At 66.7% G+C, this 25955-nt stretch carries 24 protein-coding genes; 14 read left to right on the top strand and 10 right to left on the bottom strand.

Translation table 11 applies throughout. From position 1 onward, the window contains the following. Positions 1 to 20: 20 nt before the first annotated feature. Positions 21 to 986 carry an NAD(P)H-dependent flavin oxidoreductase gene (locus CYR75_RS13670; protein ID WP_225972740.1) on the top strand — a complete coding sequence of 322 codons (966 nt, stop codon included), beginning with the start codon at positions 21 to 23 and terminating at the stop codon, positions 984 to 986. Positions 987 to 1100: 114 nt separating this feature from the next. On the opposite strand, the gene cobA is transcribed toward CYR75_RS13670, so the two are convergent. After that, positions 1101 to 1868: a uroporphyrinogen-III C-methyltransferase gene (cobA, locus tag CYR75_RS13675; protein ID WP_101500549.1), complete on the bottom strand. Its 768-nt coding sequence runs from the start codon at positions 1866 to 1868 to the stop codon at positions 1101 to 1103. A gap of 96 nt (positions 1869 to 1964) precedes the next feature. Here cobA and CYR75_RS13680 point away from each other — a divergent pair, with 96 nt between their 5' ends. The 5 genes from CYR75_RS13680 (at position 1965) to CYR75_RS13700 (ending at position 6446) form a co-directional block, all read left to right on the top strand. Then, positions 1965 to 2399 (top strand): MarR family winged helix-turn-helix transcriptional regulator, encoded by a 435-nt coding sequence (locus CYR75_RS13680; protein WP_101500550.1) that lies wholly within the window; start codon positions 1965 to 1967, stop codon positions 2397 to 2399. 74 nt (positions 2400 to 2473) lie between these two features. Then, a complete protein-coding gene (gene fahA / locus CYR75_RS13685) occupies positions 2474 to 3670 on the top strand; it encodes a fumarylacetoacetase (RefSeq protein ID WP_225972741.1) in 1197 nt (398 codons plus the stop codon). A 5-nt stretch (positions 3671 to 3675) separates the two neighbouring features. Beyond that, on the top strand, positions 3676 to 4626 hold the full coding sequence (locus CYR75_RS13690) for an MBL fold metallo-hydrolase (protein WP_101500552.1): 951 nt from the start codon (positions 3676 to 3678) through the stop codon (positions 4624 to 4626). A gap of 42 nt (positions 4627 to 4668) precedes the next feature. Continuing rightward, positions 4669 to 6264 (top strand): FAD-dependent oxidoreductase, encoded by a 1596-nt coding sequence (locus CYR75_RS13695; protein WP_101500553.1) that lies wholly within the window; start codon positions 4669 to 4671, stop codon positions 6262 to 6264. Next, positions 6261 to 6446, top strand: a complete 186-nt coding sequence (locus CYR75_RS13700; protein ID WP_101500554.1) for a DUF2783 domain-containing protein — start codon at positions 6261 to 6263, stop codon at positions 6444 to 6446. The genes CYR75_RS13695 and CYR75_RS13700 overlap by 4 nt, the downstream gene beginning before the upstream one ends. A gap of 73 nt (positions 6447 to 6519) precedes the next feature. Here the strand turns inward: CYR75_RS13700 and infB are convergent, their stop codons facing one another. From infB to pip, 5 genes are all read right to left on the bottom strand, one after another. Continuing rightward, positions 6520 to 9057 (bottom strand): translation initiation factor IF-2, encoded by a 2538-nt coding sequence (infB, locus tag CYR75_RS13705; protein ID WP_101500555.1) that lies wholly within the window; start codon positions 9055 to 9057, stop codon positions 6520 to 6522. Then, entirely contained in the window at positions 9047 to 9679 is a 633-nt protein-coding gene (locus CYR75_RS13710; RefSeq protein ID WP_101500556.1) for an RNA-binding protein, read from the bottom strand. The genes infB and CYR75_RS13710 overlap by 11 nt, the downstream gene beginning before the upstream one ends. A gap of 17 nt (positions 9680 to 9696) precedes the next feature. Next, the gene (nusA, locus tag CYR75_RS13715; RefSeq protein WP_101500557.1) at positions 9697 to 11409 is read right to left on the bottom strand and encodes a transcription termination factor NusA; all 1713 of its coding nucleotides are present in this window, start codon (positions 11407 to 11409) and stop codon (positions 9697 to 9699) included. A gap of 3 nt (positions 11410 to 11412) precedes the next feature. Further along, positions 11413 to 12027 carry a ribosome maturation factor RimP gene (gene rimP, locus CYR75_RS13720; protein WP_101500558.1) on the bottom strand — a complete coding sequence of 205 codons (615 nt, stop codon included), beginning with the start codon at positions 12025 to 12027 and terminating at the stop codon, positions 11413 to 11415. Positions 12028 to 12131: 104 nt separating this feature from the next. Continuing rightward, the gene (pip, locus tag CYR75_RS13725; RefSeq protein ID WP_101500559.1) at positions 12132 to 13124 is read right to left on the bottom strand and encodes a prolyl aminopeptidase; all 993 of its coding nucleotides are present in this window, start codon (positions 13122 to 13124) and stop codon (positions 12132 to 12134) included. Positions 13125 to 13170: 46 nt separating this feature from the next. Between pip and ubiG the strand changes: the two genes are divergently transcribed. Next, positions 13171 to 13917, top strand: a complete 747-nt coding sequence (ubiG, locus tag CYR75_RS13730) for a bifunctional 2-polyprenyl-6-hydroxyphenol methylase/3-demethylubiquinol 3-O-methyltransferase UbiG (RefSeq protein WP_101500560.1) — start codon at positions 13171 to 13173, stop codon at positions 13915 to 13917. On the opposite strand, the gene CYR75_RS13735 is transcribed toward ubiG, so the two are convergent. Beyond that, the gene (locus CYR75_RS13735) at positions 13905 to 14342 is read right to left on the bottom strand and encodes a GFA family protein (protein ID WP_101500561.1); all 438 of its coding nucleotides are present in this window, start codon (positions 14340 to 14342) and stop codon (positions 13905 to 13907) included. The genes ubiG and CYR75_RS13735 overlap by 13 nt on opposite strands. Continuing rightward, complete coding sequence (locus CYR75_RS13740; protein WP_101500562.1) at positions 14339 to 15058, bottom strand: rhomboid family intramembrane serine protease; 720 nt, start codon at positions 15056 to 15058, stop codon at positions 14339 to 14341. Before CYR75_RS13740 ends, CYR75_RS13735 begins: the two co-directional genes overlap by 4 nt. Before the next feature lie 143 nt (positions 15059 to 15201). Between CYR75_RS13740 and CYR75_RS13745 the strand changes: the two genes are divergently transcribed. The 3 genes from CYR75_RS13745 (at position 15202) to CYR75_RS13755 (ending at position 18278) form a co-directional block, all read left to right on the top strand. After that, complete coding sequence (locus tag CYR75_RS13745; RefSeq protein ID WP_101500563.1) at positions 15202 to 16470, top strand: 4-aminobutyrate--2-oxoglutarate transaminase; 1269 nt, start codon at positions 15202 to 15204, stop codon at positions 16468 to 16470. Between the two features lie 72 nt (positions 16471 to 16542). Continuing rightward, a complete protein-coding gene (locus tag CYR75_RS13750; protein WP_101500564.1) occupies positions 16543 to 17520 on the top strand; it encodes an ABC transporter ATP-binding protein in 978 nt (325 codons plus the stop codon). Further along, positions 17517 to 18278, top strand: a complete 762-nt coding sequence (locus CYR75_RS13755; protein WP_101500565.1) for an ABC transporter permease — start codon at positions 17517 to 17519, stop codon at positions 18276 to 18278. Before CYR75_RS13750 ends, CYR75_RS13755 begins: the two co-directional genes overlap by 4 nt. Before the next feature lie 6 nt (positions 18279 to 18284). On the opposite strand, the gene CYR75_RS13760 is transcribed toward CYR75_RS13755, so the two are convergent. Beyond that, complete coding sequence (locus tag CYR75_RS13760; RefSeq protein ID WP_101500566.1) at positions 18285 to 18758, bottom strand: hypothetical protein; 474 nt, start codon at positions 18756 to 18758, stop codon at positions 18285 to 18287. Positions 18759 to 18883: 125 nt separating this feature from the next. Between CYR75_RS13760 and rimO the strand changes: the two genes are divergently transcribed. The 4 genes from rimO (at position 18884) to CYR75_RS13780 (ending at position 25141) form a co-directional block, all read left to right on the top strand. Then, on the top strand, positions 18884 to 20251 hold the full coding sequence (gene rimO, locus CYR75_RS13765) for a 30S ribosomal protein S12 methylthiotransferase RimO (protein ID WP_101500567.1): 1368 nt from the start codon (positions 18884 to 18886) through the stop codon (positions 20249 to 20251). Next, entirely contained in the window at positions 20248 to 22032 is a 1785-nt protein-coding gene (locus tag CYR75_RS16480; protein WP_225972742.1) for a sulfotransferase family protein, read from the top strand. Before rimO ends, CYR75_RS16480 begins: the two co-directional genes overlap by 4 nt. A gap of 87 nt (positions 22033 to 22119) precedes the next feature. After that, positions 22120 to 23775, top strand: a complete 1656-nt coding sequence (ettA, locus tag CYR75_RS13775; protein ID WP_101500568.1) for an energy-dependent translational throttle protein EttA — start codon at positions 22120 to 22122, stop codon at positions 23773 to 23775. Between the two features lie 112 nt (positions 23776 to 23887). Then, a complete protein-coding gene (locus tag CYR75_RS13780) occupies positions 23888 to 25141 on the top strand; it encodes a DUF2254 domain-containing protein (protein WP_101500569.1) in 1254 nt (417 codons plus the stop codon). A 71-nt stretch (positions 25142 to 25212) separates the two neighbouring features. Here the strand turns inward: CYR75_RS13780 and CYR75_RS13785 are convergent, their stop codons facing one another. Beyond that, on the bottom strand, positions 25213 to 25809 hold the full coding sequence (locus CYR75_RS13785; protein ID WP_101500570.1) for an outer membrane protein: 597 nt from the start codon (positions 25807 to 25809) through the stop codon (positions 25213 to 25215). Positions 25810 to 25955: the final 146 nt, after the last annotated feature.

Below are 25955 nucleotides of genomic sequence, written 5' to 3' on the forward strand. Positions count from 1 at the left end.
CAATCCAGAAAGGAATTGCCATGTCCCTGCCCGCCATCCTGTCCCATCTGCGCCTGCCGATCATCGGCGCGCCCATGTTCATCGTCTCGGGCCCTGAACTGGTCATCGCGCAGTGCAAGGCCGGGATCGTCGGCAGCTTTCCGGCGCTGAACGCCCGCGAGAAAGAGGGCGAGCCGCCTTTGCTGGACGCCTGGCTGACTCGGATCAGCGAGGAACTCGACCGCCACAATCAGGCCAATCCCGACAGCCCGGCGGCGCCCTTTGCGGTCAACCAGATCGTTCACCGCTCGAACGCGCGGCTGGAGCGCGATATCGAGATCTGCGTGCGCCACAAGGTGCCGCTGTGGATCACCAGCCTCGGCGCGCGCCCCGAGGTGAACGAGGCCGCCCATTCCGTCGGCGGCGTCGTGCTGCATGACATCATCAACAACAGCTTTGCCCGCAAGGCCATCGACAAGGGCGCGGACGGGCTGATCGCGGTGGCGGCAGGGGCGGGTGGCCATGCCGGGACGCAGTCGCCCTTTGCGCTGATCCAGGAGATCCGCGAGTGGTTCGACGGCCCGCTGGCGCTGTCGGGGTCCATCGCCACCGGCCGCGCGGTGCTGGCGGCGCAGGTGGCGGGTGCCGATCTGGCCTATATCGGCAGCGCCTTCATCGCCACGGCCGAGGCGAACGCGGTCCCCGACTACAAGCAGATGATCGTGGATTGCGGGGCCGAGGACATCGTCTATTCCTCGAAATTCACCGGGGTTCACGGCAATTATCTCAAGCCCTCGATCCGCAATGCCGGGATGGACCCGGATACGCTGGAAGGCAGCGACGCCAGCGCGATGAGCTTTGCCGAGGGTCAGTCCAAAGCCAAGGCGTGGAGCGCGATCTGGGGCGCCGGGCAGGGCATCGGCGCGGTCAACGCAGTGCAGCCGGCGGGTGACTATATCGACCGTCTGGCCCGCGAATACGAGGCCGCCCGCCGCGCTTTGGGTTGAGTGTCTGGCGCTGGCCGGTCGCTTCTTGGACTTTGCGGCGGTGCCGATTTCTGCCGCGCCGTTAACCTTGCTTCCGGCCTGCGGCGGTGGCTGATACTCACAGCCCCGCGTCGGTCAACCCTCTGACCCCGCGGCGGTGGCCAGTGCCGTCACCGCCGCGTCGCCCATCTCGGCCAGCGGGCCATAGACGATCAGCGCCGGCGCGCTGCTGGGGCCGCTGTCACGCAGCATCCGTGCCAACTCGGCCACGGTGCCCCGGCGCAAGACCTGCCCCGGCTGGCTGACCGCATAGGCGATCAGCGCCGGGGTGTCGGCGGGCAGGCCATGGGCCACCAGCCCTTGGGCGAGGTCGGGAAAGCTGCGCTGGCCCATGAAGACCACCGTCACCGCGCCGGGATCGGCCAGCGCCGCCCAGTTCAGCGCCTGGGGCAGCTTGCCGGTGACATCGGCGCCGGTGACATATTGCACCCGCCGCGCGGTCAGCCGCCGGGTCAGGGGCAGCCCCGCCGCCGCCGCCGCCGCATTGACCGAGGACACGCCCGGAACGATCTCGAACGGGACGCCGGCGCCGCGCAGGGCGGTCAGCTCTTCCTCGAGCCGCCCGAACATGCCAGCATCGCCCGATTTCAGCCGCACCACCCGGCGACCGGCCAGCGCGTGGTCCAGCATCAGTGCGCTGACGGCCTCTTGCTTGGGGCTGGGGCGGCCGGCGCGCTTGCCGACGGGGATCAGTTCGGCCTGCGGCGCAAGCGCGAGGATCGGCCCCGAGGACAGGTCGTCATACAGCACCACCTCGGCCCCGGCGAGGCGGTCGGCGGCGCGGCGGGTCAGCAGTTCGGGATCGCCCGGACCCGAGGAAACAATGGAAACAAAGCCCTTCATCCGTCCTGAGTTGCGCGTTTCCGACGCCTTGGCAAGTGAAGGTTGCATGTGCGACATCATGGCCCGCACAAGGGGCCGCTTTGGACAGGATCAGGCATGACGCAATTCCGGCTGGACGATTTTCTGCCCTATCTGCTGAACACCGCGGCCGAATCGACCAGCCGCGCCTTTTCCGCGCATTACCGGCAGGCCTACGGGATGACGCGGGCGCAGTGGCGGATCATGGCGCATCTGGGCAGTCAGGGCGCGCTGACCGCCAGCGAGATCTGCGCCCGGTCTTTCATGGAGAAATCCAAGGTCTCGCGCGCCGTGGCGGGCCTGCAAGAGGCCGGGTTGATCACGCGCGCGCCCTCGACCAGCGACCGGCGGGTCGAGCATCTGCACCTGACCGACAAGGGTCGGCAGGTGCATCTGGACCTCGCCGCCCATGCCACGGCGTTTTCCGAATCGCTTGAGGCGCGCCTGGGGCCGGATCGCGTGGCGCTGCTGGCGCAAATCCTGCGGGAATTGCAGGATCACCCCCCCAGCTAGCCATGCGTCTTGCGCGACGGCGCGGCGCGTGTTAGTTGCGTTTGCAACGTATTGCGGGGGAGGATTGCATGCGCATGAAAAGCTGGGTGGAAACGGCCAACGGTCCGGACACGGATTTTCCCTTGCAGAACCTGCCTTATGGCGTGTTCTCGACCGGCGGCGGGGCGCCGCGCTGCGGGGTCGCCATCGGCGACAGAATCGTCGACCTGGCCGCCTGCGAACAGGCCGGGCTGCTGGATGCGGATGGCAGCTTCAGCGCGCCGCAGCTGAATGACTTCATGGCCCTGGGCCGGGCGCGTTGGGCGCAGATCCGCGAGGCGCTGACCGCCCTGCTGGCCGAGGATGGCAACCGCGACACGCCCACCGTGGCCATGGCCGACGCGACCCTGCATCTGCCGATCAAGGTCACCGAATTCACCGATTTCTATGCCAGCAAGAACCACGCCTTCAACGTGGGCGTGCTGTTTCGCGGCCCGGAAAACGCGCTGCCGGCGCAGTGGACGCATATGCCCATCGGCTATAACGGCCGCGCGAGTTCGGTCGTCGTGTCCGGCACCGACGTGATCCGCCCCATGGGCCAGCTGCGCGGCGATGACGGGCCGGTCTGGTCCGCCTGCAAGCGGCTGGATCTGGAACTGGAACTCGGCGCCATCGTCGGCGTCCCGTCCGAGATGGGTCAGCGGGTCAGCGTCGAAGAGGCCGAGGAGATGATCTTTGGCTATGTCCTGCTGAACGACTGGTCGGCGCGCGACATTCAGGCTTGGGAATATCAGCCGCTCGGCCCGTTTCAGGCCAAGGCCTTCGCCACCACCATCAGCCCCTGGGTCGTGACGCAGGCCGCGCTGGAACCGTTCCGGTCCGAAGGCGCCACGCGCGACAACCCCTTGCTGCCCTATCTGCAGGAAAAGCGGCCGGGTCTTTACGACATCGACCTGGCGTGGAGCCTGAACGGGCAGGTGCTGGCGCGGACCAACTATACCACCATGTATTATTCATCGGCGCAGCAGCTCGCCCATCACACCGAATCGGGCTGTCCGATGCGGGTGGGCGATCTGCTGGGGTCGGGCACCATCTCGGGCCCGACGCCGGACAGCACCGGCGCGCTGCTGGAAATGACGCAGGGCGGCAAATCCCCCATCCAAACCGACAGCGGCGAGCGCAGCTTCCTGCTGGACGGCGATCAGGTGGGGCTGCACGGTCACGCGCAGGGTGACGGGTTCCGCATTGGCTTCGGCCCCTGCCTCGGCACCATCCTGCCCGCAAAGGAGTAGAACAGATGAGCAAGCAATTCGCATCCGCCGGCGACATGGAAGAAAAGCAGATCAGCTTTTCCGAGATCGGCGAGGGGCTTTGGGCCTTTACCGCCGAGGGCGATCCCAACACCGGCGTCATCATCGGCGATGACAGCGTCATGATCGTCGAGGCGCAGGCGACCCCGCGTCTGGCCCGCAAGGTGATCGAAAAGGTCCGCGAGGTCACCGACAAGCCGATCAGCCATCTGGTGATGACGCATTACCACGCCGTGCGCGTGCTGGGGGCCTCGGCCTATGAGGCGCCGACGGTCATCATGGGCGACGCCGCCCGCGCGATGGTCGTGGAACGCGGGCAAGAGGACTGGGACAGCGAGTTCCAGCGCTTTCCCCGGCTGTTTCAGGGGCACGAGGAAATCCCCGGCCTGACCTGGCCCACCACCACCTTCAACGACCGCATGACCGTCTATCTCGGCAATCGTCGCATCGACCTGATGCATCTGGGCCGGGCGCATACGGCGGGCGATATCGTCGTCCATGTGCCGGATGAAAACGTCATGTTCACCGGCGATATCGTCGAATACCACTCGGCCTGCTATTGCGGCGACGGGCATCTGCAGGACTGGCCGTGGACGCTGGAAGCGATCCGCGAATACGATCTGGCCGCCATCGCGCCGGGCCGGGGTGACGCGCTGGTCGGGGCCGAGATGGTGAACGCGGCGCTGGACAACACCGCCGATTTCGTTCGCTCGACCTATCAGCCGGCGGCGCGGGTCGCGGCCCGCAACGGCACGCTGCGCGAGGCCTGGGACGCGGTGCGCGCCGAATGCGATCCGAAATTCGCCGACTACGCGATCTATGAACACTGCCTGCCGTTCAACGTCGCCCGCGCCTATGACGAAGCCCGCGGCATCGACACGCCGCGCATCTGGACCGCCGAGCGCGACCGCGAGATGTGGGAACTGCTGCAAGGCTGATCGCCCGCGTCTTACGACCGGCACCTTTGGGAGGAGGGGGCCATGCAAGCCCAGAAGATCTTCGAGCAACCGCTCTACCCCTATCAGCGCCACCCCGATCAGGACGCGCCCGACCCGGCGCGTCACCCGGTGGTCATCATCGGGGCGGGGCCGGTGGGCCTGACCGCCGCCATCGACCTGGGCCAGCAGGGCGTGCCGGTCGTGGTGCTGGACGACAATGACCGCGTGTCCTCGGGCAGCCGGGCGATCTGCTTCGCCAAGCGGCCGCTCGAGATCTTCGACCGGCTGGGCGTCGGTCAGCGGCTGGTCGATCGCGGCGTGATCTGGAACACCGGCCGCGTCTTCATGGGCGACAAGCAGGTTTACGAGTTCAACCTGCTGCCCGAGACCGGCCACAAGCGCCCGGCCTTCATCAATCTGCAGCAATATCATCTGGAACACGACCTGCTGACGCGCCTGCAGGATCTGCAGGCCGAGGGTGCACCGATCCAGCTGCGCGGCAAGACCCGGCTGGTCGCGGTGGACAGCCATGAAAGCCACAGCCGGTTGACGCTGGACACGCCCGAGGGCGGCTATCAGATCGACGCGGACTGGCTGATCGCCTGCGACGGCGCCTCGTCGCCCACGCGCTCGATGCTCGGGCTGGATTTCCGCGGCCGGGTGTTCGAGGACAACTTCCTGATCGCCGATGTCATCATGCAGGCCGAGTTCCCGACCGAACGCTGGTTCTGGTTCGACCCGCCCTTCAACCCCGGCCAGTCGGCGCTGCTGCACAAGCAACCCGACGGGGTCTGGCGCATCGACCTGCAACTGGGCTGGGACATAGACAAAGAGGCCGAGAAACAGCCCGAAAAGGTCATCCCCCGCATCCGCGCCATGCTGGGCGAGGGGGTCGATTTCTCGCTGGAATGGGTCAGCGTCTACACCTTCCAGTGCCGCCGGATGGAAAGTTTCCGCCATCGCCGGGTGATCTTCGCCGGCGACAGCGCCCACCAGGTCAGCCCCTTCGGCGCGCGCGGCGCCAATAGCGGCATCCAGGACGCCGACAATCTGGTCTGGAAGCTGAAACTGGTGCTGGACGGCCACGCGCCCGAATCGCTGCTGGACAGCTATGATGCCGAGCGGCTGCACGGCGCGGATGAGAATATCCTCAACTCGACCCGCTCGACCGATTTCATTACGCCGAAATCCGCGATCAGCCGCCAGTTCCGCGACGCGGCGCTGCATCTGTCCGAACGTCACGCCTTTGCGCGGCCCTTCGTAAACTCGGGCCGGCTATCGGTGCCCTGCACCTATGACGGCAGCTCGCTGAACACGCCCGACGCGATGCCGGACGGGCCGCAGCGCAGCCACCCCGGCAGCCCCTGTCCCGACGCGCCCTTGGGCGACGGTTTCCTGCTGGACCGGCTGGGCGGGCGCTTCAGCCTGCTGGCGGTGGGTGTCGAGGCCGAACCGGTCAGCCACGGCGCCATCGCCGCCGATGTGGTGGCGGTCCCCGCGACGGGCGAGATCGCCGAGCGTTACGGGCGCGGCGTCTATCTGGTGCGGCCCGACCAGCATGTCGCCGCCCGCTGGCCGCAGTTCGACCGCGACGCCGTGGAAACCGCCATCAGCCGCGCCATCGGAGAGCAGAAGTGAGCCTGACCCTGACCCCCAACCTGCCCAACCCCGACGATGCCTATGCCCTGCTGCTGAACGCGCATGAGGGGCTGAGCAAGGACCAGTCCGACGCGCTGAACGCGCGGCTGATCCTGATCCTGATGAACCATATCGGCGACCCCGAGGTGCTGCGCGAGGCGCTGGAGATCGCCGGCGAATAGCACTAGCGACAGTCTGCCAAAATGAAAACAGCCCGCGAATTTCGCGGGCTGTTTCGGTTTCCGGGTCGGGCGCTTACAGCGTCCGTTCGACCTCTTCGCGCTCGAAGATCTCGATCACGTCGCCGGCGCGGACATCGTCGTAATTCTCGAACGCCATGCCGCATTCCTGACCGGACTGCACTTCCTTGACCTCGTCCTTGAAGCGCTTGAGCGTCTTCAGCGTGCCTTCGTGGATCACCACGTTGTCGCGCAGCAGGCGCACCCCGGCCGAGCGGCGGGCGACGCCTTCGGTGACCAGACAGCCGGCAACCTTGCCGACGCCGGTGACCTTGAACACCTCGCGCACTTCGGCATAGCCGATGAAGTTCTCGCGCACTTCGGCCGAGAGCAGGCCCGAGGCCGCCGCCTTGATGTCGTCGATCAGGTCATAGATGATCGAGTAATAGCGGATCTCGACGCCCTTCTGGTTGGCGCTGTTGCGCGCCGGGGCGTTGGCGCGGACGTTGAAGCCGATGACCGGCGCGCCCGAGGCTTCGGCCAGACCGATATCCGATTCGGTGATCGCGCCGACGCCGTAATGCAGCACCCGGACGCGGACCTCTTCGTTGCCGATCTTTTCCAGCGCCTGCACGATCGCCTCGGCCGAACCCTGCACGTCGGCCTTGACCACCACCGGCAGTTCGACCAGCGTCTCGTCGGCCTTGGCGCGGGCCAGCATCTGGTCCAGCGTGATCGCGGCACCGGCCGCGGCGCGTTTGTCCTTGGCAGCGTTCTCGCGGTATTCCGCGATTTCGCGCGCCTGCGCCTCGGTCTCGACCACGTTCAGCACGTCACCGGCTTCGGGCGTGCCGTTCAGGCCCAAGACCTCGACCGGGACCGAAGGACCGGCCTCGTCGACGCGATCGCCCTTGTCGTTGATCAGCGCGCGGACCTTGCCCCACTGTTCGCCCACGACAAAGATGTCGCCGCGCTTCAGCGTGCCGTTCTGGACCAGAACCGTGGCGACGGGGCCGCGGCCGACATCCAGCTTGGCCTCGATCACCGCGCCCTGGGCGGGGCGTTTCGGGTTGGCGGTCAGTTCCAGGATCTCGGACTGCAGCGCGATGGCTTCCAGCAGGGTGTCGATGCCCTGACCGGTATGGGCCGAAACCTCGACCGTCTGCACATCGCCGCCCATCTCCTCGACCACGACCTCGTGCTGCAGCAGGTCGGTGCGGACCTTTTGCGGGTTCGCGGCCGGCTTGTCGATCTTGTTGATCGCCACGATCATCGGCACATCGGCGGCCTTCGCGTGGTTGATCGCCTCGACCGTCTGCGGCATGACCGCGTCATCGGCGGCCACGACCAGCACGACGATGTCGGTGACGTTTGCGCCGCGCGCCCGCATGCTGGTAAAGGCCGCGTGGCCGGGGGTGTCGAGGAAGCTTAGCACCGCGCCGCTTTCGGCCTTCACCTGATAGGCGCCGATATGCTGGGTGATGCCGCCGGCCTCGCCCGAGACGACATTTGCCTGCCGGATGCGGTCCAGCAGCGAGGTCTTGCCGTGGTCGACATGGCCCATGATCGTGATGATCGGCGGGCGTGCCTGCAGGTCTTCTTCCTTGTCCTCGACGGTGTCGATCACCTGTTCCACGTCGGCGTCCGAGACGCGGACCGTCCGGTGGCCGAATTCCTCGATCACCAGCTCCGCGGTGTCGGCGTCGATCGCCTCGTTGATGCTGACCATCAGGCCCATCTTCATCAGCGACTTGACCACATCGGCCGCGCGTTCCGCCATGCGGTTGGCGAGTTCCGACACGGTGATGCTTTCCGGCAGCTGCACTTCGCGCGACTGCTTCTCAGCCCGCGACGACTGGCCGAGCGCCTTTTGCTTGGCGCGTTCCTGCTTGCGCTTCATCGCGGCCAAGCTGCGCTGGCGGCCGCCTTCGCCGGCCAGAGCCGCCGTCACCGACAGCTTGCCCGAGCGGCGTCCGGCGCGTTCGCCGGCCTTGCTGCGGCTGTCGCGGTCGTCGGCACGGCCCGGCTTGTCGCGATCCGGGCGCGACGGACGGGCGGCGACGCCCTTGGTCTCGGCACGCGAGGCGGCGGCCTGCGCCGCGGCCGCATCGACCGGGGCCGCATCCGCTGCGGGCTTGCGCACCTCTTCCTTTTTCTGGGCGCGCAGCTTGGCCTCTTCGGCCTTGCGGGCGTCCTCTTCTTCCTTGGCGCGCAGCATTTCCTCGCGCTCGCGGTCTTCACGCTCCTTGGCCTCGATCTCGGCCCGGCGGCGCTCGCGCTCTTCCTCGCGGGCCTTTTCCTCGGCGGCGCGCTGAACGGCCTCGTCGGCCTCGCGGGCCTTGGCGGCGGCAAGCGCCCTCAGCCGGCGCTCCATCTCGGCATCAGAGATGCCGGCGGGGCGGCGTGTCGAGGACGCGACGGCCTTGGCCACGTTTTCCGGCGTGACCGTGGTCCGCTTGTCGCCCGCCGCGGCACCCGGCTTGGGCACCACAACGCGCTTGCGCTTGGTCTCAACGACCACGCTTTTGGTGCGGCCGTGGCTGAAGCTCTGTTTCACCTGGCCAGGGCGGTTACCGCCGATGCCGAGTGGTTTCTTGCCGTCTTTATCGCTCATCTGCGTCTGATTCCTTCCCGGCCCGGATGGCCGATTGCCCTCGCAGGCCATTCAGCCTGCCGGCGTCCCGGATAACCTTGTCTGCCAAGCCGCCTCTCGAAAGCGCGCTGTGTATGACATGATCGCGCCCGAAAGCCAAACCCAATTCTGATGCGGTAAGGCAGCCGAACCAGCGTGCCCCTTCGGGTGTCCAGAGCTTGCCCTTGCCGCGTTCGGACCCGTCCGACGCCTGCAGCAGCACCTTGACCCAACCGGCCGCAAGCCGGTCCTTCACCTTCTCGTATCCGGCCACCGCCAGACCCGATTTCCGCGCCAGCGAGATCAGGTCGGTGACCCTTCTGGCCAGCCCGGCCTCGATCAGCGCGGCAAAATCCTCCGGCGCCCTGGCCGGGGCCTTGGCCGCGCGTGACAGCAGCCCCTTGGCCACCGCCCGGTCGATGATCTGCCGGTCGGCGGTCACCCAAAAGCCGCGGCCGGGCAGCTTTTCGGCAAGGTCGGGCACGACGATCCCGTCGGGGCCCAGCACAAGGCGGATCAGTCCGGCCTTGGGCTGCACCTCGCCGGTGACCAGGCAGCGACGTTCGCTGCCCTCGGTCTGTGTGTCGCGGCCGCCTCGGGTCATCGCAGGGTCCGAGGCGATCAGGCCCCGGCCTCCTCGGTTGCGGCGGCGGTTTCGGCCTCGGCGGCATCCGCCTCGGCGTCGTCGTCGTCACCGGCCTCGCCCAACAATTCGTCGGGATCGACCCAGCCCAGCATCACCCGCGCGGTCATCACCATGTCCTGCGCGGCTTCCAGCGTGATGCCGAACGGTTCCAGCAGGCCCTCATCCTTGTGGCGCTGGCCGTCGACCGTGGTCCAGCCACCGGCCAGTTCCCAGTCGGCGCAGGTCGCGAAGTCTTCCAGCGACTTGACGCCATCCTTGGCCAGTGCCTCGACCATCTGGGGTGTCAGACCCTCGAATTCAACCAGCGTGTCATCGGCACCCAGCGAACGCGCGTTTTCCAGAGCGGCGCGATTCGCCGCCTCGATCACGTCGCGGGCACGGGCCTGCAGCTCTTCGGCGGTGCCTTCGTCGACCCCGTCGATGGACAGCAGCTCTTCCTGTTCGATATAGGCCACCTCTTCCAGGTTGGTGAAGCCTTCGGCGACCAGAAGCTGGGCGAAGAACTCGTCCAGGTCGAGGTTGTCCATGAACAGCTTGGTCCGGGCGTTGAACTCGGCCTGACGGCGCTTGCTTTCCTCTTCCTCGGTCATGATGTCGATATCCAGACCGGTCAGCTGGCTGGCCAGACGCACGTTCTGGCCGCGACGGCCGATGGCCAGCGACAGCTGTTCCTCGGGGACGACGACCTCGATCCGGGGCGCGTCCTCGTCGACGACGACCTTGCTGACCTCGGCCGGTTGCAGCGCGTTCACCAGGAAGGTCGCCTGATCTTCGGACCACGGAATGATGTCGATCTTTTCGCCCTGCAACTCGCCCACGACCGCCTGAACGCGGCTGCCGCGCATGCCGACGCAGGCGCCGACCGGGTCGATCGAGTTGTCATAGCTGATCACGGCGATCTTGGCGCGGCTGCCCGGATCGCGGGCGACGGCCTTGATCTCGATCACGCCGTCATAGATCTCCGGCACTTCCATCTTGAACAATTCGGCCATGAATTGCGGGTCGGTGCGGGACAGGAAGATCTGCGGGCCGCGCGTCTCGCGGCGCACATCCTTGACATAGGCGCGGATGCGGTCGTTCGGGCGATAGCTTTCGCGGCCGATCTTTTCGTTGCGGCGCAGGATCGCTTCGCCCCGGCCGACATCGACGATGATGTTGCCGTATTCCTCGCGCTTGACGACGCCGTTGATGATGGTGCCGGCGCGGTCCTTGAATTCCTCGTATTGGCGGTCACGCTCGGCCTCGCGGACGCGCTGCAGGATGACCTGCTTGGCCGATTGGGCGGCGATGCGGCCCAGTTCGACCGGCGGCACCTGTTCGGAAAACACGTCGCCGACCTGCGGGCCGCCGGTGAAATCGTCCAGCTTCTCGCCCTCGCGCGTCCAGTAATTGGCCGGGTTGGCGGGCTTTTCGAAATACAGTTTCGCCTGTTCGGGCGTGAACTCTGCCTGATAGTTTTCCAGCGCCTCCTCGTCCACGACGGTGCGGACGCGGGTGAAGGTCGCGTTGCCGGTCTTGCGGTCGATGGACACGCGAATGTCCATTTCCGCGCCATAGCGCGACTTTGCCGCCCTGGCGAGGCTGTCCTCCATCGCCTCGATGACCAGCTCGGGCTCGATCATCTTCTCGCGGGCCACGGCCTCGGCGGTTTGCAGCAGTTCAAGCTGATTGGCAGAGGTGATTGCCATCACTTACTCCTTCATAGCGGCGTCGTCATCCTCGCCGTCTTCCGTTTGCACTTCGTCGAACATCGATTCGTCGAGATTGTCGACCTGAACGCCGGCGGCCTTTTTCTGGCGCAGCATCTCGGCGATCAACTCGTCGGTCAGCGCCAGCTTGGCATCGGCCAGCCAGTCGAAATTCAGCCCGATGGTCTGGGTCTCGCCGCCGACGTCGATATTGATCAAGACGTCATCGCCCTCGGTCCCGGCCAGGATCCCGCTGAAGCGCTTGCGCCCGTCGATGAGCTGGCTGGTTTCCAGCCGCGCGTCATAGCCCTCGAAGGTCTGGAAATCCTTCAGCCGGGTCAGCGGCCGGTCGATGCCGGGGCTGGACACCTCGAGGAAATACTTGTCCTCGATGGGGTCTTCGACATCCAGCGTGGCGCTGACCATGGTCGAGATCTCGGCGCAGTCATCGACGGTGATCCCGCCCTCGGGCCGGTCGGCCATGATCTGCAGCGTCGCGGTCTTGCCGCCCTGCAGGCGCAGGCGGACCAGTTCAAAGCCCATATCCTCGATCACGGGGGTCAGGATATCGGCCAGGCGGCGGTCGATGGCGGTCTTGGCAATCAGGTCGTTCGACATGAGCATCCCTGAAAATGAAAAACGGGCCCGCAGCGGCCCGTCATGGTTTCGGTGGCGCAGGGGGTGGAGGCCTGCACCGCTGTTGAACGATCATATAGGGCGAATCATCCATGGGCGCAAGCGTTACCGTGGGCGCCCGACGCGCGCAGCCCGTCCATGATCGAAACCAGCGCCGCCGCGATCCTCGGCTCGCTGAGCGCGTGCCCCGAGGCGGGGATCATGTGCAGCCGGCAGCCGGGCCAGCCCTGGGCCAGCTGCCATGCGCTGTGCGGCGGGCAGACCATGTCATAGCGGCCCTGCACGATCTGGCAGGGCAGATGTTCGATCAGGTGGCGGTCGCGCAGCAACTGGCCCTCGTCCAGAAAGCAGCGGTTGTGGAAATAGTGACATTCCAGCCGCGCGAAGGCCCGCGCATATTCGGGCGAGGCCGCGCCGGGATAGGGGATGTCCAGCCCTGCCAGCCCGCTTTCCCAGATCGTCCAGTGCCGGGCGACGCGGCGTTCAAGCTCTCGGTCGCCGGAAAACAGGCGGCGGTGATAGGCGGCGATCATGTCACCGCGTTCGGCGGGCGGAATCGGCGCGCAGAAATCGCGCCAGCGTTCCGGCCAGAACCGCGCCGCGCCGCCGCCATAGAACCAGTCGAGTTCCTCGTTGCGGCCCAGAAACACCCCGCGCAGCACCAGCCCGGTGACGCTGCCCGGATGCGCCTGCGCATAGGCCAGCGCCAGCGTCGCGCCCCAGCTTCCGCCAAAGACGGTCCAGGCGCCGATGCCCAGGGTTTCGCGCAGCAATTCGATATCGGCGATCAGATGGGCGGTGGTGTTGGCCTCGATGCTGGCATGGGGTGTGGACAGCCCGCAGCCGCGTTGGTCGAACATCACCACGCGGTAATGCTGCGGGTCGAAAAAGCGCCGCATGAAGGGGCTGCACCCGCCGCCCGGCCCGCCATGCAGCACCACCACGGGCGGGCCGTCGGGGTTGCCGGACTGCTCGACATACAGCACATGCCCCGACCCGGCCTCGACCCGCCGGCGGTCGTAAGGCTCGAGATGCGGATAAAGGCGTGAGGCGCCGAATTGCCCTGCTGTCTGATCCATGACTATAACCTTATACAAGCCACAGGTTGCGCGAAAGGGACCGAGGATGACCGACAGTCAGGACCACGCGGAAATCGCCAAATTCGAGGCCATGGCCGCAGAATGGTGGGATCCTGCCGGAAAGTTCAAGCCGCTGCACATGATGAACCCGGTCCGGCTGGGATATGTCACCGACCAGATCGCGGCCGAGTTCGGGCGCGACCTGAAGTCGCCGCGCCCGTTCGAGGGGCTGCGGCTGCTGGATATCGGCTGCGGCGGCGGGCTGCTGTCCGAACCGATGGCCCGGCTGGGGGCCGATGTCGTGGGCGCCGACGCCGCGCCCCGCAACATCAAGGTCGCCAGCCTGCACGCGGCCGAGGTCGGGCTGGACATCGACTATCGCAACGACACCGCCGAGGCGCTGCTGGCCCAGGGCGAAAGCTTTGACGCCGTGCTGGCGATGGAGATTGTCGAGCATGTCGCCGACCCCGCCGGTTTCGTCCAGTCCTGCCACGATCTGCTGCGGCCGGGCGGCGTGCTGGTCATGTCGACGCTGAACCGCAACCTGCGCAGCTACGCCGCCGCGATCATCGGGGCGGAATGGGTGATGCGCTGGCTGCCCAAGGGCACGCATGAATGGTCGCGCTTCATCACTCCGGACGAGCTGGCGCAGATGATGACGCAGGCCGGGCTGCACGTCGCCGACCGGCGCGGCATGGTGTTCAACCCGATCAGCTGGGGCTGGTCACTGTCGGAACGCGACCTGTCGGTGAATTACGCGATGACGGGGATCCGGCGCGCTCAGGAAGGCTGATCGGGGTCGGCGCCGGCGCCGGGCGCTTCTTCCCGAGGCTCCGCCCGGTCGGACGAGTGGTGCACGCCGTCCGTCCACGGCACCGGGTCCAGATCGCGCGGGTTCACCCCCTCCAGACAGGCGGCGTTGATGCCATATTCGTTGGGGTTCGAGCGTCTGCGGTGGTGGGTATAGATGCCGCAATGCCGGCAGAAGTGATGCTGCGCGGTGTGGGTGCCGAACTGATACAGGCTCAGCGCCTCGGCCCCGCGGACGATCCGCAGCCCGTCCAGCCGCGCGGTCAGCGCCACCGCGCCCCGCCGCCGGCAATAGCTGCAATCGCAGCGCCGGGCCGTCTCCAGCCCGCCGCTCAGCGTCACCGCGATCTCGACCGCGCCGCAATGGCAGGTCAGGCGATGCGGCGAGGTGATGACCGGCAGTGTCATCGCCGCACCACCGGGATGCGGGACCGGGCGTATTCGATGGCCGGATGCGGTGGCTTGCCGTGGGTGATGCGCCAGAAGCCCAGCCCGCCCCGGCGCAGGAACAGCGGCAGGCACAGCGTCACGCCCGCCACGAAACCGCCGATATGCGCCCAATAGGCGACCCCGTCCCCGGCCAGCGAGAAGCTGCCGAAAAGTTGCAGCAGAAACCACAGCCCCAGCACCACCCAGGCCCGCAGCGTCACCACCTTGACGAAGATCAGGATGATCGCGACCACATCGACGCGGGCGCGCGGAAACATCAGCACATAGCCGCCCATCACCCCGGCAATCGCGCCCGATGCCCCGATCATCGGCACCAGCGTCCACGGGTCGGACGCGATCTGCGCCCCGGCGGCGGCCAGACCGCAGAGCAGATAGAACAGCAGAAAGCCCAGATGCCCCATCTGCGCTTCCAGATTATCGCCGAAGATCCACAGAAACAGCAGGTTGCCACCCAGATGCAGCAGCCCGGCATGCAGGAACATATGGCTCAGCAGCCCCCACAGGTTGACGCCGTGCACCACCGCCACCGGATACAGCGCCAGATCCTGCCACAGCGCAAAGCTGCCCCCCAGCCAGGGCGTCGTCATCGCGAACATCACCAGATTGGCGATGATCAGCGCGATGGTGACGTAAGGCGTCTGCCCCGAGGGGTTGTGGTCGCGGATGGGAAACATCGCCGCTCCTTGCGGGTTTGGCCAAGGATGACACGCGGCCTCGATCCCGCGCAAGCAGCGGCGCGCGCAACTGATCGCGAGGGGCCTGTTCGCGGCCCCAGACGGGCGCTAGGATCGCGCCAGCACACAGCAGGGGGGCCCCTATGTCCACACTGACCGACCGCAAGAACGCCGCCATCTCTCGGGGCGTCGGCATGACCACGCAGATCTACGCCGACCGGGCCGAGAACGCCGAAATCTGGGACGGCGAGGGGCGGCGCTATATCGACTTTGCCGCCGGGATCGCGGTCGTGAACACCGGCCATCGCCACCCGCGCGTGATCGCGGCGGTCAGGGACCAGCTGGACCGGTTCACCCATACCTGCCACCAGGTCGTGCCGTATGAAAACTATGTCGCGCTGGCCGAGCGGCTGAACGATCTGGTGCCGGGCGAGGGGCCGAAAAAAACCATCTTCGTCACCACCGGCGCCGAGGCGGTGGAAAACGCGGTCAAGATCGCCCGGCACTATACGCAGCGCGATGCGGTCATCGCCTTCGCCGGCGGCTTTCACGGGCGCACCTTCATGGGCATGGCGCTGACCGGCAAGGTCCAGCCCTACAAGGCTGGTTTCGGGCCGATGATGAACGATGTCTGGCATCTGCCCTTCCCGAACCCGCTGCATGGCGTGACGGCCGAGGACGCGCTGGCCGCGCTCGACCGGCTGTTCAAGGCCGATCTGGAGCCGGGCCGGGTGGCCGCCATCATCATCGAGCCGGTGCAGGGCGAGGGCGGCTTCTATCCCGCGCCCGCCGAATTCCTGGTCAAGCTGCGCGAGATCTGCGACGCCCACTCGATCCTGCTGATCGCGGATGAGGTCCAGACCGGCTTTGCCCGCACCGGCAAGCTGTTCGCGATGGAACATGCCGGCGTCGCCGCCGATCTGACCACCATGGCCAAGGGGCTGGGCGGCGGGCTGCCGCTGGCCGCCGTCACCGGGCGCGCGCAGGTGATGGACAGCCCCGCGCCGGGCGGTCTGGGCGGCACCTTTGCCGGCAACCCGCTGGCCATCGCTGCGGCCCATGCCGTGCTGGACGTGATTAAGGACGAGCAGCTTTGCGACCGGGCCGAGCGGCTGGGCCACCGGCTGAAGCAGCGCCTGGCCGGTCTGCGCGACGCCGTGCCCGAGATCGTGGACATCCGCGGCCCCGGCTTCATGAACGCGGTCGAGTTCAACATGCCCGGCAGCGACGCGCCCAATCCCGACATGGCCAACCGCGTCCGCGAACAGGCGCTGAAGCGGAACCTGATCCTGCTGACCTGCGGCGTCTATGGCAACGTGATCCGCTTTCTGGCGCCGCTGACCATCCCGGACGAAGTGTTCAGCGAGGCGCTGGATATCCTGGAAGACAGCATCATTGCCGCCCGCGCCTGACCGGCGGGGGTTGTCCGCGCCCCGGCCGGGGGGCTAGATGGCGGCTTCGACAGGAACAGGGATGCAATCCAGATGGGCGCGATCATCGAGGTCGACCACCTCAGCAAGACCTATGACAAGGGACCGCGCGCGCTGGACGACGTGTCGCTGACCATCGACGAGGGCGAGATCGTCGCCTTGCTTGGCCCGAACGGGGCGGGCAAGACGACGCTGATCTCGATCATCTGCGGGCTGGTGGTGCCTAGCAGCGGCACGGTCCGCGTCGGCGGGCACGATATCCTGACCGACTGGCGCGCCGCACGGCGGCTGATCGGGCTGGTCCCGCAGGAAATCGCGCTGGAACCCTTCGAATCGGTCATCAACACGGTGCGCTTTACCCGCGGCCTTTACGGGGCGCGGCCGGACGACGCCTATCTGGAAAAGCTGCTGCGCAGTCTGGCGCTGTGGGAGAAACGCGACGCGCCGACCCGCGCGCTGTCAGGGGGCATGAAGCGGCGCGTGCTGATCGCCAAGGCGCTGTCGCATCGCCCGCGCGTGCTGTTTCTGGACGAACCCACCGCCGGCGTCGACGTCGCCCTGCGCCGCGAGATGTGGCAGGTGGTCGATCAGCTGCGCCGCGACGGCGTGACCATCATCCTGACCACGCATTATCTGGAAGAGGCCGAGGAAATGGCCGACCGCATCGGCGTCATCGACGGCGGCAAGCTGCTGCTGATGAAGCCCACGGCCGAGCTGATGGGCGATTTCGGCAAGAAACACCTGACCATCTATCTGCACGAGCCGCTGACCGATTGCCCGCCCGAACTGCTGGAACGCGGGCTGACCCCCAGCCGGGACGGGCTGCAGCTGGGCTATGACTATGACACCCGCGCCGATCGGACCGGCATCGCCAATCTGCTGGCCGACCTGGCGGTGCGCGGGATTCAGGTGCGCGACGTCTCGACCAAGCAATCGACGCTGGAAGAGGTCTTCATGTCGCTGGTCGACAATGGCAGCGGGCCTGACGGCAGCGCCGCCCCGGACCGCAACAGCGCAGGAGAGACGGCATGAACTGGGGTGCGATCCGCGCGATCTACGCGCATGAGATGCAGCGGTTCTTCCGCACCATCTGGCAATCCATCGCCTCGCCGGTGCTGTCGACGGTGCTGTATTTCGTGGTCTTCGGCGCCGCCATCGGCGGGCGTATCCAGTCGGTCGAGGGGGTCGCCTATGGCGCCTTCATCGTGCCCGGACTGATGATGCTGACGCTGCTGCAGCAATCGGTGTCGAACGCGTCCTTCGGGATCTATTTCCCGAAATTCTCGGGCACGATCTATGAGTACCTCGTTGCGCCGGCCGGCTGGATCGAGGTCACGGCGGGCTTTGTCGGCGCGGCGGCGTCCAAGGCGATCCTGATCTCGCTGATCATCCTGCTGACCAGCTTCTGGTTCGTCGGCGCGCAGATCAGCCACCCGATCTGGATGCTGGCCTTTCTGGTGCTGACGGCCTTTGCCTTCTCGCTGCTGGGCTTTATCCTTGGGCTTTGGGCCAAGAATTTCGAGCAGTTGCAGATCGTGCCGATGATGGTGATCACGCCGCTGGTGTTTCTGGGGGGCGCGTTCTACTCGGCCTCGATGCTGCCGCCGTTCTGGGAAAGCGTGGCCAAGCTGAACCCGGTCCTCTACCTGATCTCGGGCTTTCGCTGGGCGTTTTTCGACATGGCCGATGTGCCGGTCGGGCTGTCGCTGTTCGCGGTGGCGCTGATGATCGTGGTCTGCATGGGCGCGATCGCCTGGATCTTTCGCACCGGCTGGCGGCTGCGCGACTGACGCCCGCTATTTCCGCAGGCTGTCGCAGATGCGCGCCTGCGGGTCGAGCTTGATATAGTCCCGCGCCGAGATCCGGTGCATCTCGAGCGAGCGCGACCAGCTTTCGTTCCATTTCTTGCGGATGCCGCCGCGATAGAATTGCGCCATGATCTCGGGCACATAAGGCGGGATGATCTTGGTGTTGGGCAGGCGCGGGGCGTGAAAGCCCAGCACCGCCTTTGGCCCCAGACAGGCGTTCGGCATCGTCACCAGCATCGTGCAGGCCGAGCGGCAATAGCCGCGAATCCGCACCGTCCGGCCCGAGCGTTCAAGCTGGGCGCGGGTCTGGACCATCTCGATCACATTGCCGCCGCGATGGTTGGTGACGTCGATGAACTCGCCCACGCGAACGATATCGGCGGCAGCGGCCAGCGGCAGCAGCGCCAGCGCCGCGCCGATCAGCGCGTGACGTGCGCGGGGTCCGGGGGTGAAAATCCTCATGCCCCGCAATCTGCGACGCGGGGCGGCAAAGCAAAAGCAACAGATGCGTGATCTTGTCCGCCCACCCCCGCAGCCCGCGTCAGAACGCTTGCCATTGCGGGGGCCGGGACCTATCTGACACCCGCATGAGCCAGAACCCGCCCCTGATCCGCCCCGATCTGGCCCGCGCCAGCATCCCCGCCGACCCGCGCCGCGCGGGACAGCCCACCATCGGCATGGTCAGCCTCGGCTGCCCCAAGGCGCTGGTCGACAGCGAACGCATCCTGACCCGCCTGCGGGCCGAGGGCTATGCGATCAGCCCCGACTATGCCGGGGCCGACGCGGTGATCGTCAACACCTGCGGGTTTCTGGACAGCGCCAAGGCCGAATCGCTGGATGCCATCGGCGAGGCCCTGACCGAGAATGGCCGCGTCATCGTCACCGGCTGTTTGGGGGCCGAACCCGACTATATCACCGGCGCACATCCCAAGGTGCTGGCCGTGACCGGGCCGCATCAATACGAGCAGGTTCTGGACGCCGTCCACCTTGCCGTGCCGCCCAGTCCCGATCCCTTCGTGGACCTGCTGCCGGCCAGCGGGGTCAAGCTGACGCCGCGCCATTACAGCTATCTGAAGATCTCGGAAGGCTGCAATCACCATTGCCGCTTCTGCATCATCCCCGACATGCGCGGCCGTCTGGTCAGCCGCCCCGCCCATGCGATCCTGCGCGAGGCCGAACGGCTGGTCGAGGCCGGGGTCCGCGAACTGCTGGTTATTTCGCAGGACACCTCGGCCTACGGCGTCGATCTGAAACATGCCGAGGCGCGTGGCCACCGCGCCCATATCACCGATCTCGCCCGCGATCTGGGCCGCCTCGGCGCCTGGGTCCGGCTGCATTACGTCTATCCCTATCCCCATGTGCGCGACCTGATCCCGCTAATGGGCGAGGGGCTGGTGCTGCCCTATCTGGACATCCCCTTTCAGCACGCCCATCCCGACACGCTCAAGCGCATGGCCCGGCCCGCCGCCGCCGCCCGGACGCTGGACGAGATCGCGGCTTGGCGCCAAAGCTGCCCCGACATCACCCTGCGCTCGACCTTCATCGTCGGCTATCCGGGCGAGACCGAGGCAGAGTTCCAGACCCTTCTCGACTGGCTGGACGAGGCGCAACTGGATCGCGTCGGCTGCTTTCAATACGAAAACGTCGCCGGGGCGCGCGCCAACGATCTGCCCGGCCATGTCGCGCCCGAGGTCAAGCAGGACCGCTTCGACCGCTTCATGCAGAAGGCGCAGGCCATATCCGAGGCCAAGCTGCAGGCCAAGCTGGGCACCCGGCAGCAGGTCATCGTCGATCATGTCGATGCCGAGGGCGCGACCTGCCGCACCAAGGCCGATGCCCCCGAGATCGACGGTAACCTGTTCATCGATCAGGGCTTTGAGGAACTCTCGCCCGGCGATATCGTGACCGTGACCGTGGATGAGGCGGGCGAGTACGATCTGTGGGGACATCTTTGACGCGACAATGGGACGCCTCGGGCAAGCCGCGAAAACCGCGTGTCCTGTGCATCGGCGCCCAGAAGGCCGGAACAAGCTGGCTGCATGAACAGCTGAACAGCCACCCCGCGATCTGGACCACCCCGTTCAAAGAGGTCCATTATTTCAACGCCCGCCACCGCCCCGGCGACCGCAAATGGATGCCCTGGCATTTCCGGCAGGCGATCCGCGCCACCGAACTGCGTTTCGACGCCCGCAAGCAGCAGATGCCGGACGATCTGGTGCGCTATCTGCTCGACATGACGCAAGAGCCGATGTTCACGCCCGCCTGGTATCGTCGCGCCTTCGCCCCCGCGCCGCGCCGCTGCCTGCCGCTGGACACGACGCCCGAATATTCGACCCTGCCGCCGGAAGGCGTGGCGGAGGTCGCGGCGTTTCTGCCCCGCGCCCGCTTCATCTATCTGATCCGCGACCCGGTCAGCCGGGCGATTTCGCAGCTGCGGATGAACCTGTCGCGCCGGCGCAAGCTGCCGCGCACGCAGGCTGGCTATCTGGCGCATCTGGACGACCCCGATCTGGCCGACCGCGGCGATTACGCGACCTATGTGCCGCGCTGGCGGGCGCATTTCGGGCCGGACCGGCTGCTGTTCCTGCCCTATGGCCGCATCGCCACCGACCCCTTGGGCCTGATGCGCGAGGTCGAGGCGTTTCTGGGCCTGTCCGCGCATGACTATCCGCGCCTTCGCGCCCAGATCCACCGCGGCGCGTCCGCCCCCGCCTTTCCCGATGCCGGGCGCGAGATCCTGCGGGCGCGCTTTGCCGCGCAATATGATTTCCTCGCCGCCAATTTTGATGCCGAGTTCAACGCCGCCCTCGACGCGCCGCCCGGCCCACGCGCTGCGGCGCCCAAGACCCGCGCCGCTGCCCCATCCGCACCCGATGAAACCGCCGGTTGGGCGCAAGAGTGGCGGGCGCAAAAGCCCTCGGTCATCGGGATCGGGGCGCAGAAATCCGGCACCACCTGGCTGCATGGCGCGCTGTCCCAGCATCCGGGCCTGTTCAGCCCGCCGATGAAAGAGGCGCATTATTTCGACCACCTCTTCTGCCCCGAAAACCGGGGCTGGACGCCCGGCCATGTCGCGGGCGCGGCGCGCTCGATCCTGGCGCGGCACGACCGCGCGGGGCGCGAGCCATCTGCGGCGATGATGCGCTGGCTGGACCGGCTGACCGGGCAAGAGCTGTTCACCGATGACTGGTATCAGTCGCTGTTCGCGCCCGCGCCGCCGGGCACGCGCCCGCTGGACATCACGCCCGCCTATTCCGGCCTGCCGCCCAAGGGTGTGAACCACGTCGCCAGCTATCTGCCCGAGGCGCAGTTCATCTATCTGATCCGCGATCCCGTGGACCGCGCCATCTCGCAGTTGCGGATGAACCTGACACGCGCCAACCGCCTGCCGGCGGACGAGGCCGGCTGGCTGCGGGCCGCCAATGACAAGGTTCTGGCGGCGCGCGGCGATTACGCCAGCTATGTGCCGCGCTGGCAGGCACGCTTTGGCCCCGACCGGCTGCTGATCCTGCCCTACGGCCTGATCGCCGCCGATCCCGCCGGCCTGATGCGCCGGATCGAGGGCTTTCTGGGCCTGCCGCCGCACCGCTATACCGGGCTGGACCGCCGCGTCTTTGCCGCCCGGGGCGCAGAGGTGCCCGACAGCCTGCGCGACGTGCTGGCGGAACGCTTTGCGCCGCAATACGCCTTTCTGGCCAGCCATTTCGACGCCGCTTTCAACGCCGCGCTGCGCTAGGGGCAGGGGCCGCGCCTGCGGCTGACGGCTTCAACTTTGCCGGGCGAGGGCCTACATAGCCTTCAAATCGGCTTCATCGAGGACATTATGGCAAATTACGAATTCGTCTATCACATGGACGGTGTGTCCAAGACCTATCCCGGCGGCAAGAAGGTGTTCGAGAACATCCGCCTGAACTTTCTTCCCGGCGTGAAGATCGGCGTGGTGGGCGTCAACGGCGCGGGGAAATCCACGCTGCTCAAGATCATGGCGGGGATGGACAAGGATTTCTCCGGCGAGGCCTGGGCCGCCAAGGGCGCCAAGGTCGGCTATCTGCCGCAGGAACCGCAGCTCGATTCCTCGCTGAACGTGCGCGAGAACGTCATGCTAGGCGTGGCCGAGAAAAAGGCCAAGCTGGATCGCTATAACGAACTGGCGATGAACTACTCGGACGAGACCGCCGACGAGATGGCGGCGCTGCAGGACGAGATCGACGCCGGCAACCTGTGGGATCTGGACAGCCAGATCGACGTCGCGATGGAGGCATTGCGCTGCCCGCCCGACGATGCCGATGTCGACACCCTGTCCGGGGGCGAGCGTCGCCGGGTCGCGCTGTGCAAGCTGCTGCTCGAAGCGCCCGACATGCTGCTGCTGGACGAACCGACGAACCATCTGGACGCCGAAACCATCGCCTGGCTGCAAAAGCACCTGATCGAATATCCGGGCACGATCCTGGTCGTGACCCATGACCGCTATTTCCTTGACGACATCACCGGCTGGATTCTGGAACTCGATCGCGGGCGCGGCATCCCGTATGAGGGGAATTATTCAAGCTGGCTGGAACAGAAGGCCAAGCGCCTGTCGCAGGAAGCCCGCGAGGACAAGGCCCGTCAGAAGCAGCTGGAACGCGAACTCGACTGGATCCGCGCCGGTGCCAAGGCCCGTCAGGCCAAGCAGAAGGCCCGGATCAACGCCTATAACGAGATGGCCGGCAAGTCCGAGCGTGAAAAGCTGGCTCGCGCGCAGATCATCATTCCGAACGGCGAACGGCTGGGCGGCAAGGTGATCGAGGTCGAGGGCCTGCGCAAGGCGATGGGCGACAAGCTGCTGATCGAGGATCTGTCCTTTTCGCTGCCGCCGGGCGCGGTGGTGGGGGTGATCGGCCCGAACGGCGCCGGCAAATCGACGCTGTTCCGCATGCTGACCGGGCAGGAAACCCCGGATGCCGGCCAGATCACCTATGGCGACACGGTGCAGCTGTCCTATGTCGACCAGTCGCGCGACGCACTGGGCGCCGACAAGACCGTGTGGGAAGAGATCTCGGGCGGGGCCGAACAGATCGAACTGGGCGATGTGCAGATAAACAGCCGCGCCTATGTCTCGGCCTTCAACTTCAAGGGCGGGGACCAGCAGAAGAAGGTCGGCCAGCTTTCGGGCGGGGAACGCAACCGCGTCCACATGGCCAAGCTGCTGAAGGAAGGCGGCAACGTGCTGCTGCTGGACGAACCGACCAACGATCTGGACGTGGAAACCCTGCAGGCGCTGGAAGCCGCGCTGGACGATTTCGCCGGCTGCGCGGTCATCATCAGCCACGACCGGTTCTTCCTCGACCGGCTTTGCACCCATATCCTCGCCTTCGAGGGCGAGGCCCATGTCGAATGGTTCGAGGGCAACTTCGAGGATTACGAGGCCGACAAGATCCGCCGTCTGGGTCAGGACGCGGCCGAACCCAAGCGGGTGAAATACAAGAAATTCACCCGCTAAACGGGCCTGAACCTCGCGAAACCCCGGCGCCGTCTGCGGATGGCGCCGGGATCGGGCTTTTCCCGGCCGCCTGCGCCCCCTAACGTGGCCGAAACCACCCGAAGAGGGCGTCATGGATCTATGGGACAATGGCTGGGCGCTGCGCCTGCGCGATCAGATGCGCAAGATGTGGGTCCGGGTCGTGCTGGGCGGGCTGGCCGGGCTGGTGCTGGCGCTGGCCTCGCGGCTGATCGGGCCGTTCCTGCCGAACATTCCGGAAATCAACCTCGCCTCCGGCTCGGTCGATTCGCTGCTCAGCATCATCGCCTCGTCGATGCTGGCGGTGACGACCTTCTCGATGTCGATCATCATCACGGCCTATGGATCGGCGGCGCAGAATGCGACGCCGCGCGCGACGCGGCTGCTGGAACGCGACCAGACCGCGCAGACGGCGGTGGCGATCTTCATCGGCTCGTTCCTGTTCAGCATCGCGGGCATCATCGGGCTGTCGGCGGGGCTGTATCCGGGCGATGCGCGGGTGGTGCTGTTTGCCGCGACCCTGGCCGATATCGCGCTGATCGCCTGGGCGCTGCTGCGCTGGGTCAGCCATCTGAACGATTTCGGCCGGATGCGGGACATCATCGGGCGGATCGAGGACGCGACCATGCCGCCCGCGCGGCTGTTTCGCGAACGCCCGGCGCTGGGTGCGGTGCCTGGCCGCGACGTGCTGCCCAAGGGGCTGCCGGAACTGCGGTCGAACCGCGCCGGGCATGTGCGTTTCATCGACATGAAGACGCTGCAGGACTGCGCCGAGGAAAACCGCATCCGGGTCGAGATCCTGCGGATGCCGGGCAAATATGTCCACCGGGGCGAGGCGCTGCTGCGGCTGTCGGCGCCGGTCAGCCATGAGATGCTGGTCGAACTGCGCGGGGCGTTCACGATCCGCAACTCGCGCAGCTTCGATCAGGACCCGCTATATGGGCTGATCGTGCTGGCCGAGGTGGCCAGCAAATCGCTGTCGCCCGCGATCAACGATCCGGGCACCGCGATCGAGGTCTTGCGCGCGGGGACACGTGTGCTCGAGGCGCTGCACGACCCGCACCCGCCCGAGGATGAAGAGGCCGAAGACGGCAAGCACGGCACGCGCCATGACCGGGTCTATGCGCCCCCCCTGTCGCCGGCCGAGGTCTATGCGACCTTTTTCGGCCCCATCGCCCGCGACGGCGCCGGCCTGGTCGAGGTGCAAGAGGCGGTGCAGGATTGCCTGGCCGCAGTCGCCCTGATCGGCGACCCCGCCGCGGCCCGTGTCGAGGCCGAGCGCGCCCGCATCCGCGCCCGCAGCGCCCTGTCCGAGGAGTGGGAGCTGGACCGCCTCGCCAGTGCCTGAGCCTGAGGTTGGCGCATGAAAAAAGGCGGCCCCGTCAGGGACCGCCTTTGATCGTCAAGCCTAGGGCCGGATCAGAAGTGATAGGCCGCGCGCAGCTGGATCAGGTCGGTGTCGAGGTCGACGCCGTCGATGTCCGAGATGTCGCTGAAGTCCTGCTTGCTGTATTCCGCGCCGACGGTGAAGTTGTCGGTGACCTTGAAATCAGCGCCCAGACCGTACGAGACGGCGGTCTCGGAGATGTCCAGCGTGTCGACCTCGGCCGAGACCTTGGCGGCGCCCAGCGTGACATAGGGCATGAAGCGGCCCATGTCGTAACCGGCGCGCGCGCGCAGACGGGTCATGTCGCCCTTGTCGTCGATGTCATCGATGTCGAGCTTGTTATAGTCGAGTTCGGCACCCAGGACGAACTGGCCCATGTCGTGCAGATAGCCGACATGCATGCCATAGCCCTTCATGTCGCGATCATTGGTGAAGTTGTCACCGTCCAGATCGAAGGAACCGGTGCCGTACTGCGCACCAGCATAGAAGCCGGTCCAGTCCGAGGCCGAGACGATGGGCGCGGGCGCGACGATGACTTCGGGCTCGGTGACGGGGGCGACATAACCACCGGCAAAGGCGGAACCGGCGACCATGGTCGCGGCGGCGGCAGTGGCGAGAAGATGTTTCATGATGACTCTCCGTTAGAGTGCGTTGTGATGAACCCTAGCTATGGTTGCAGGGCTGCAAGGTGAAGAGGGTGGCAGCGCAGTCGCCTGACGGCGTTACAACTTGGCCACCACGTCAATGTGACAACGCTTGAGCGGCGGAGAGAGTT

Source organism: Paracoccus jeotgali, assembly GCF_002865605.1.
Taxonomy (GTDB): domain Bacteria; phylum Pseudomonadota; class Alphaproteobacteria; order Rhodobacterales; family Rhodobacteraceae; genus Paracoccus; species Paracoccus jeotgali.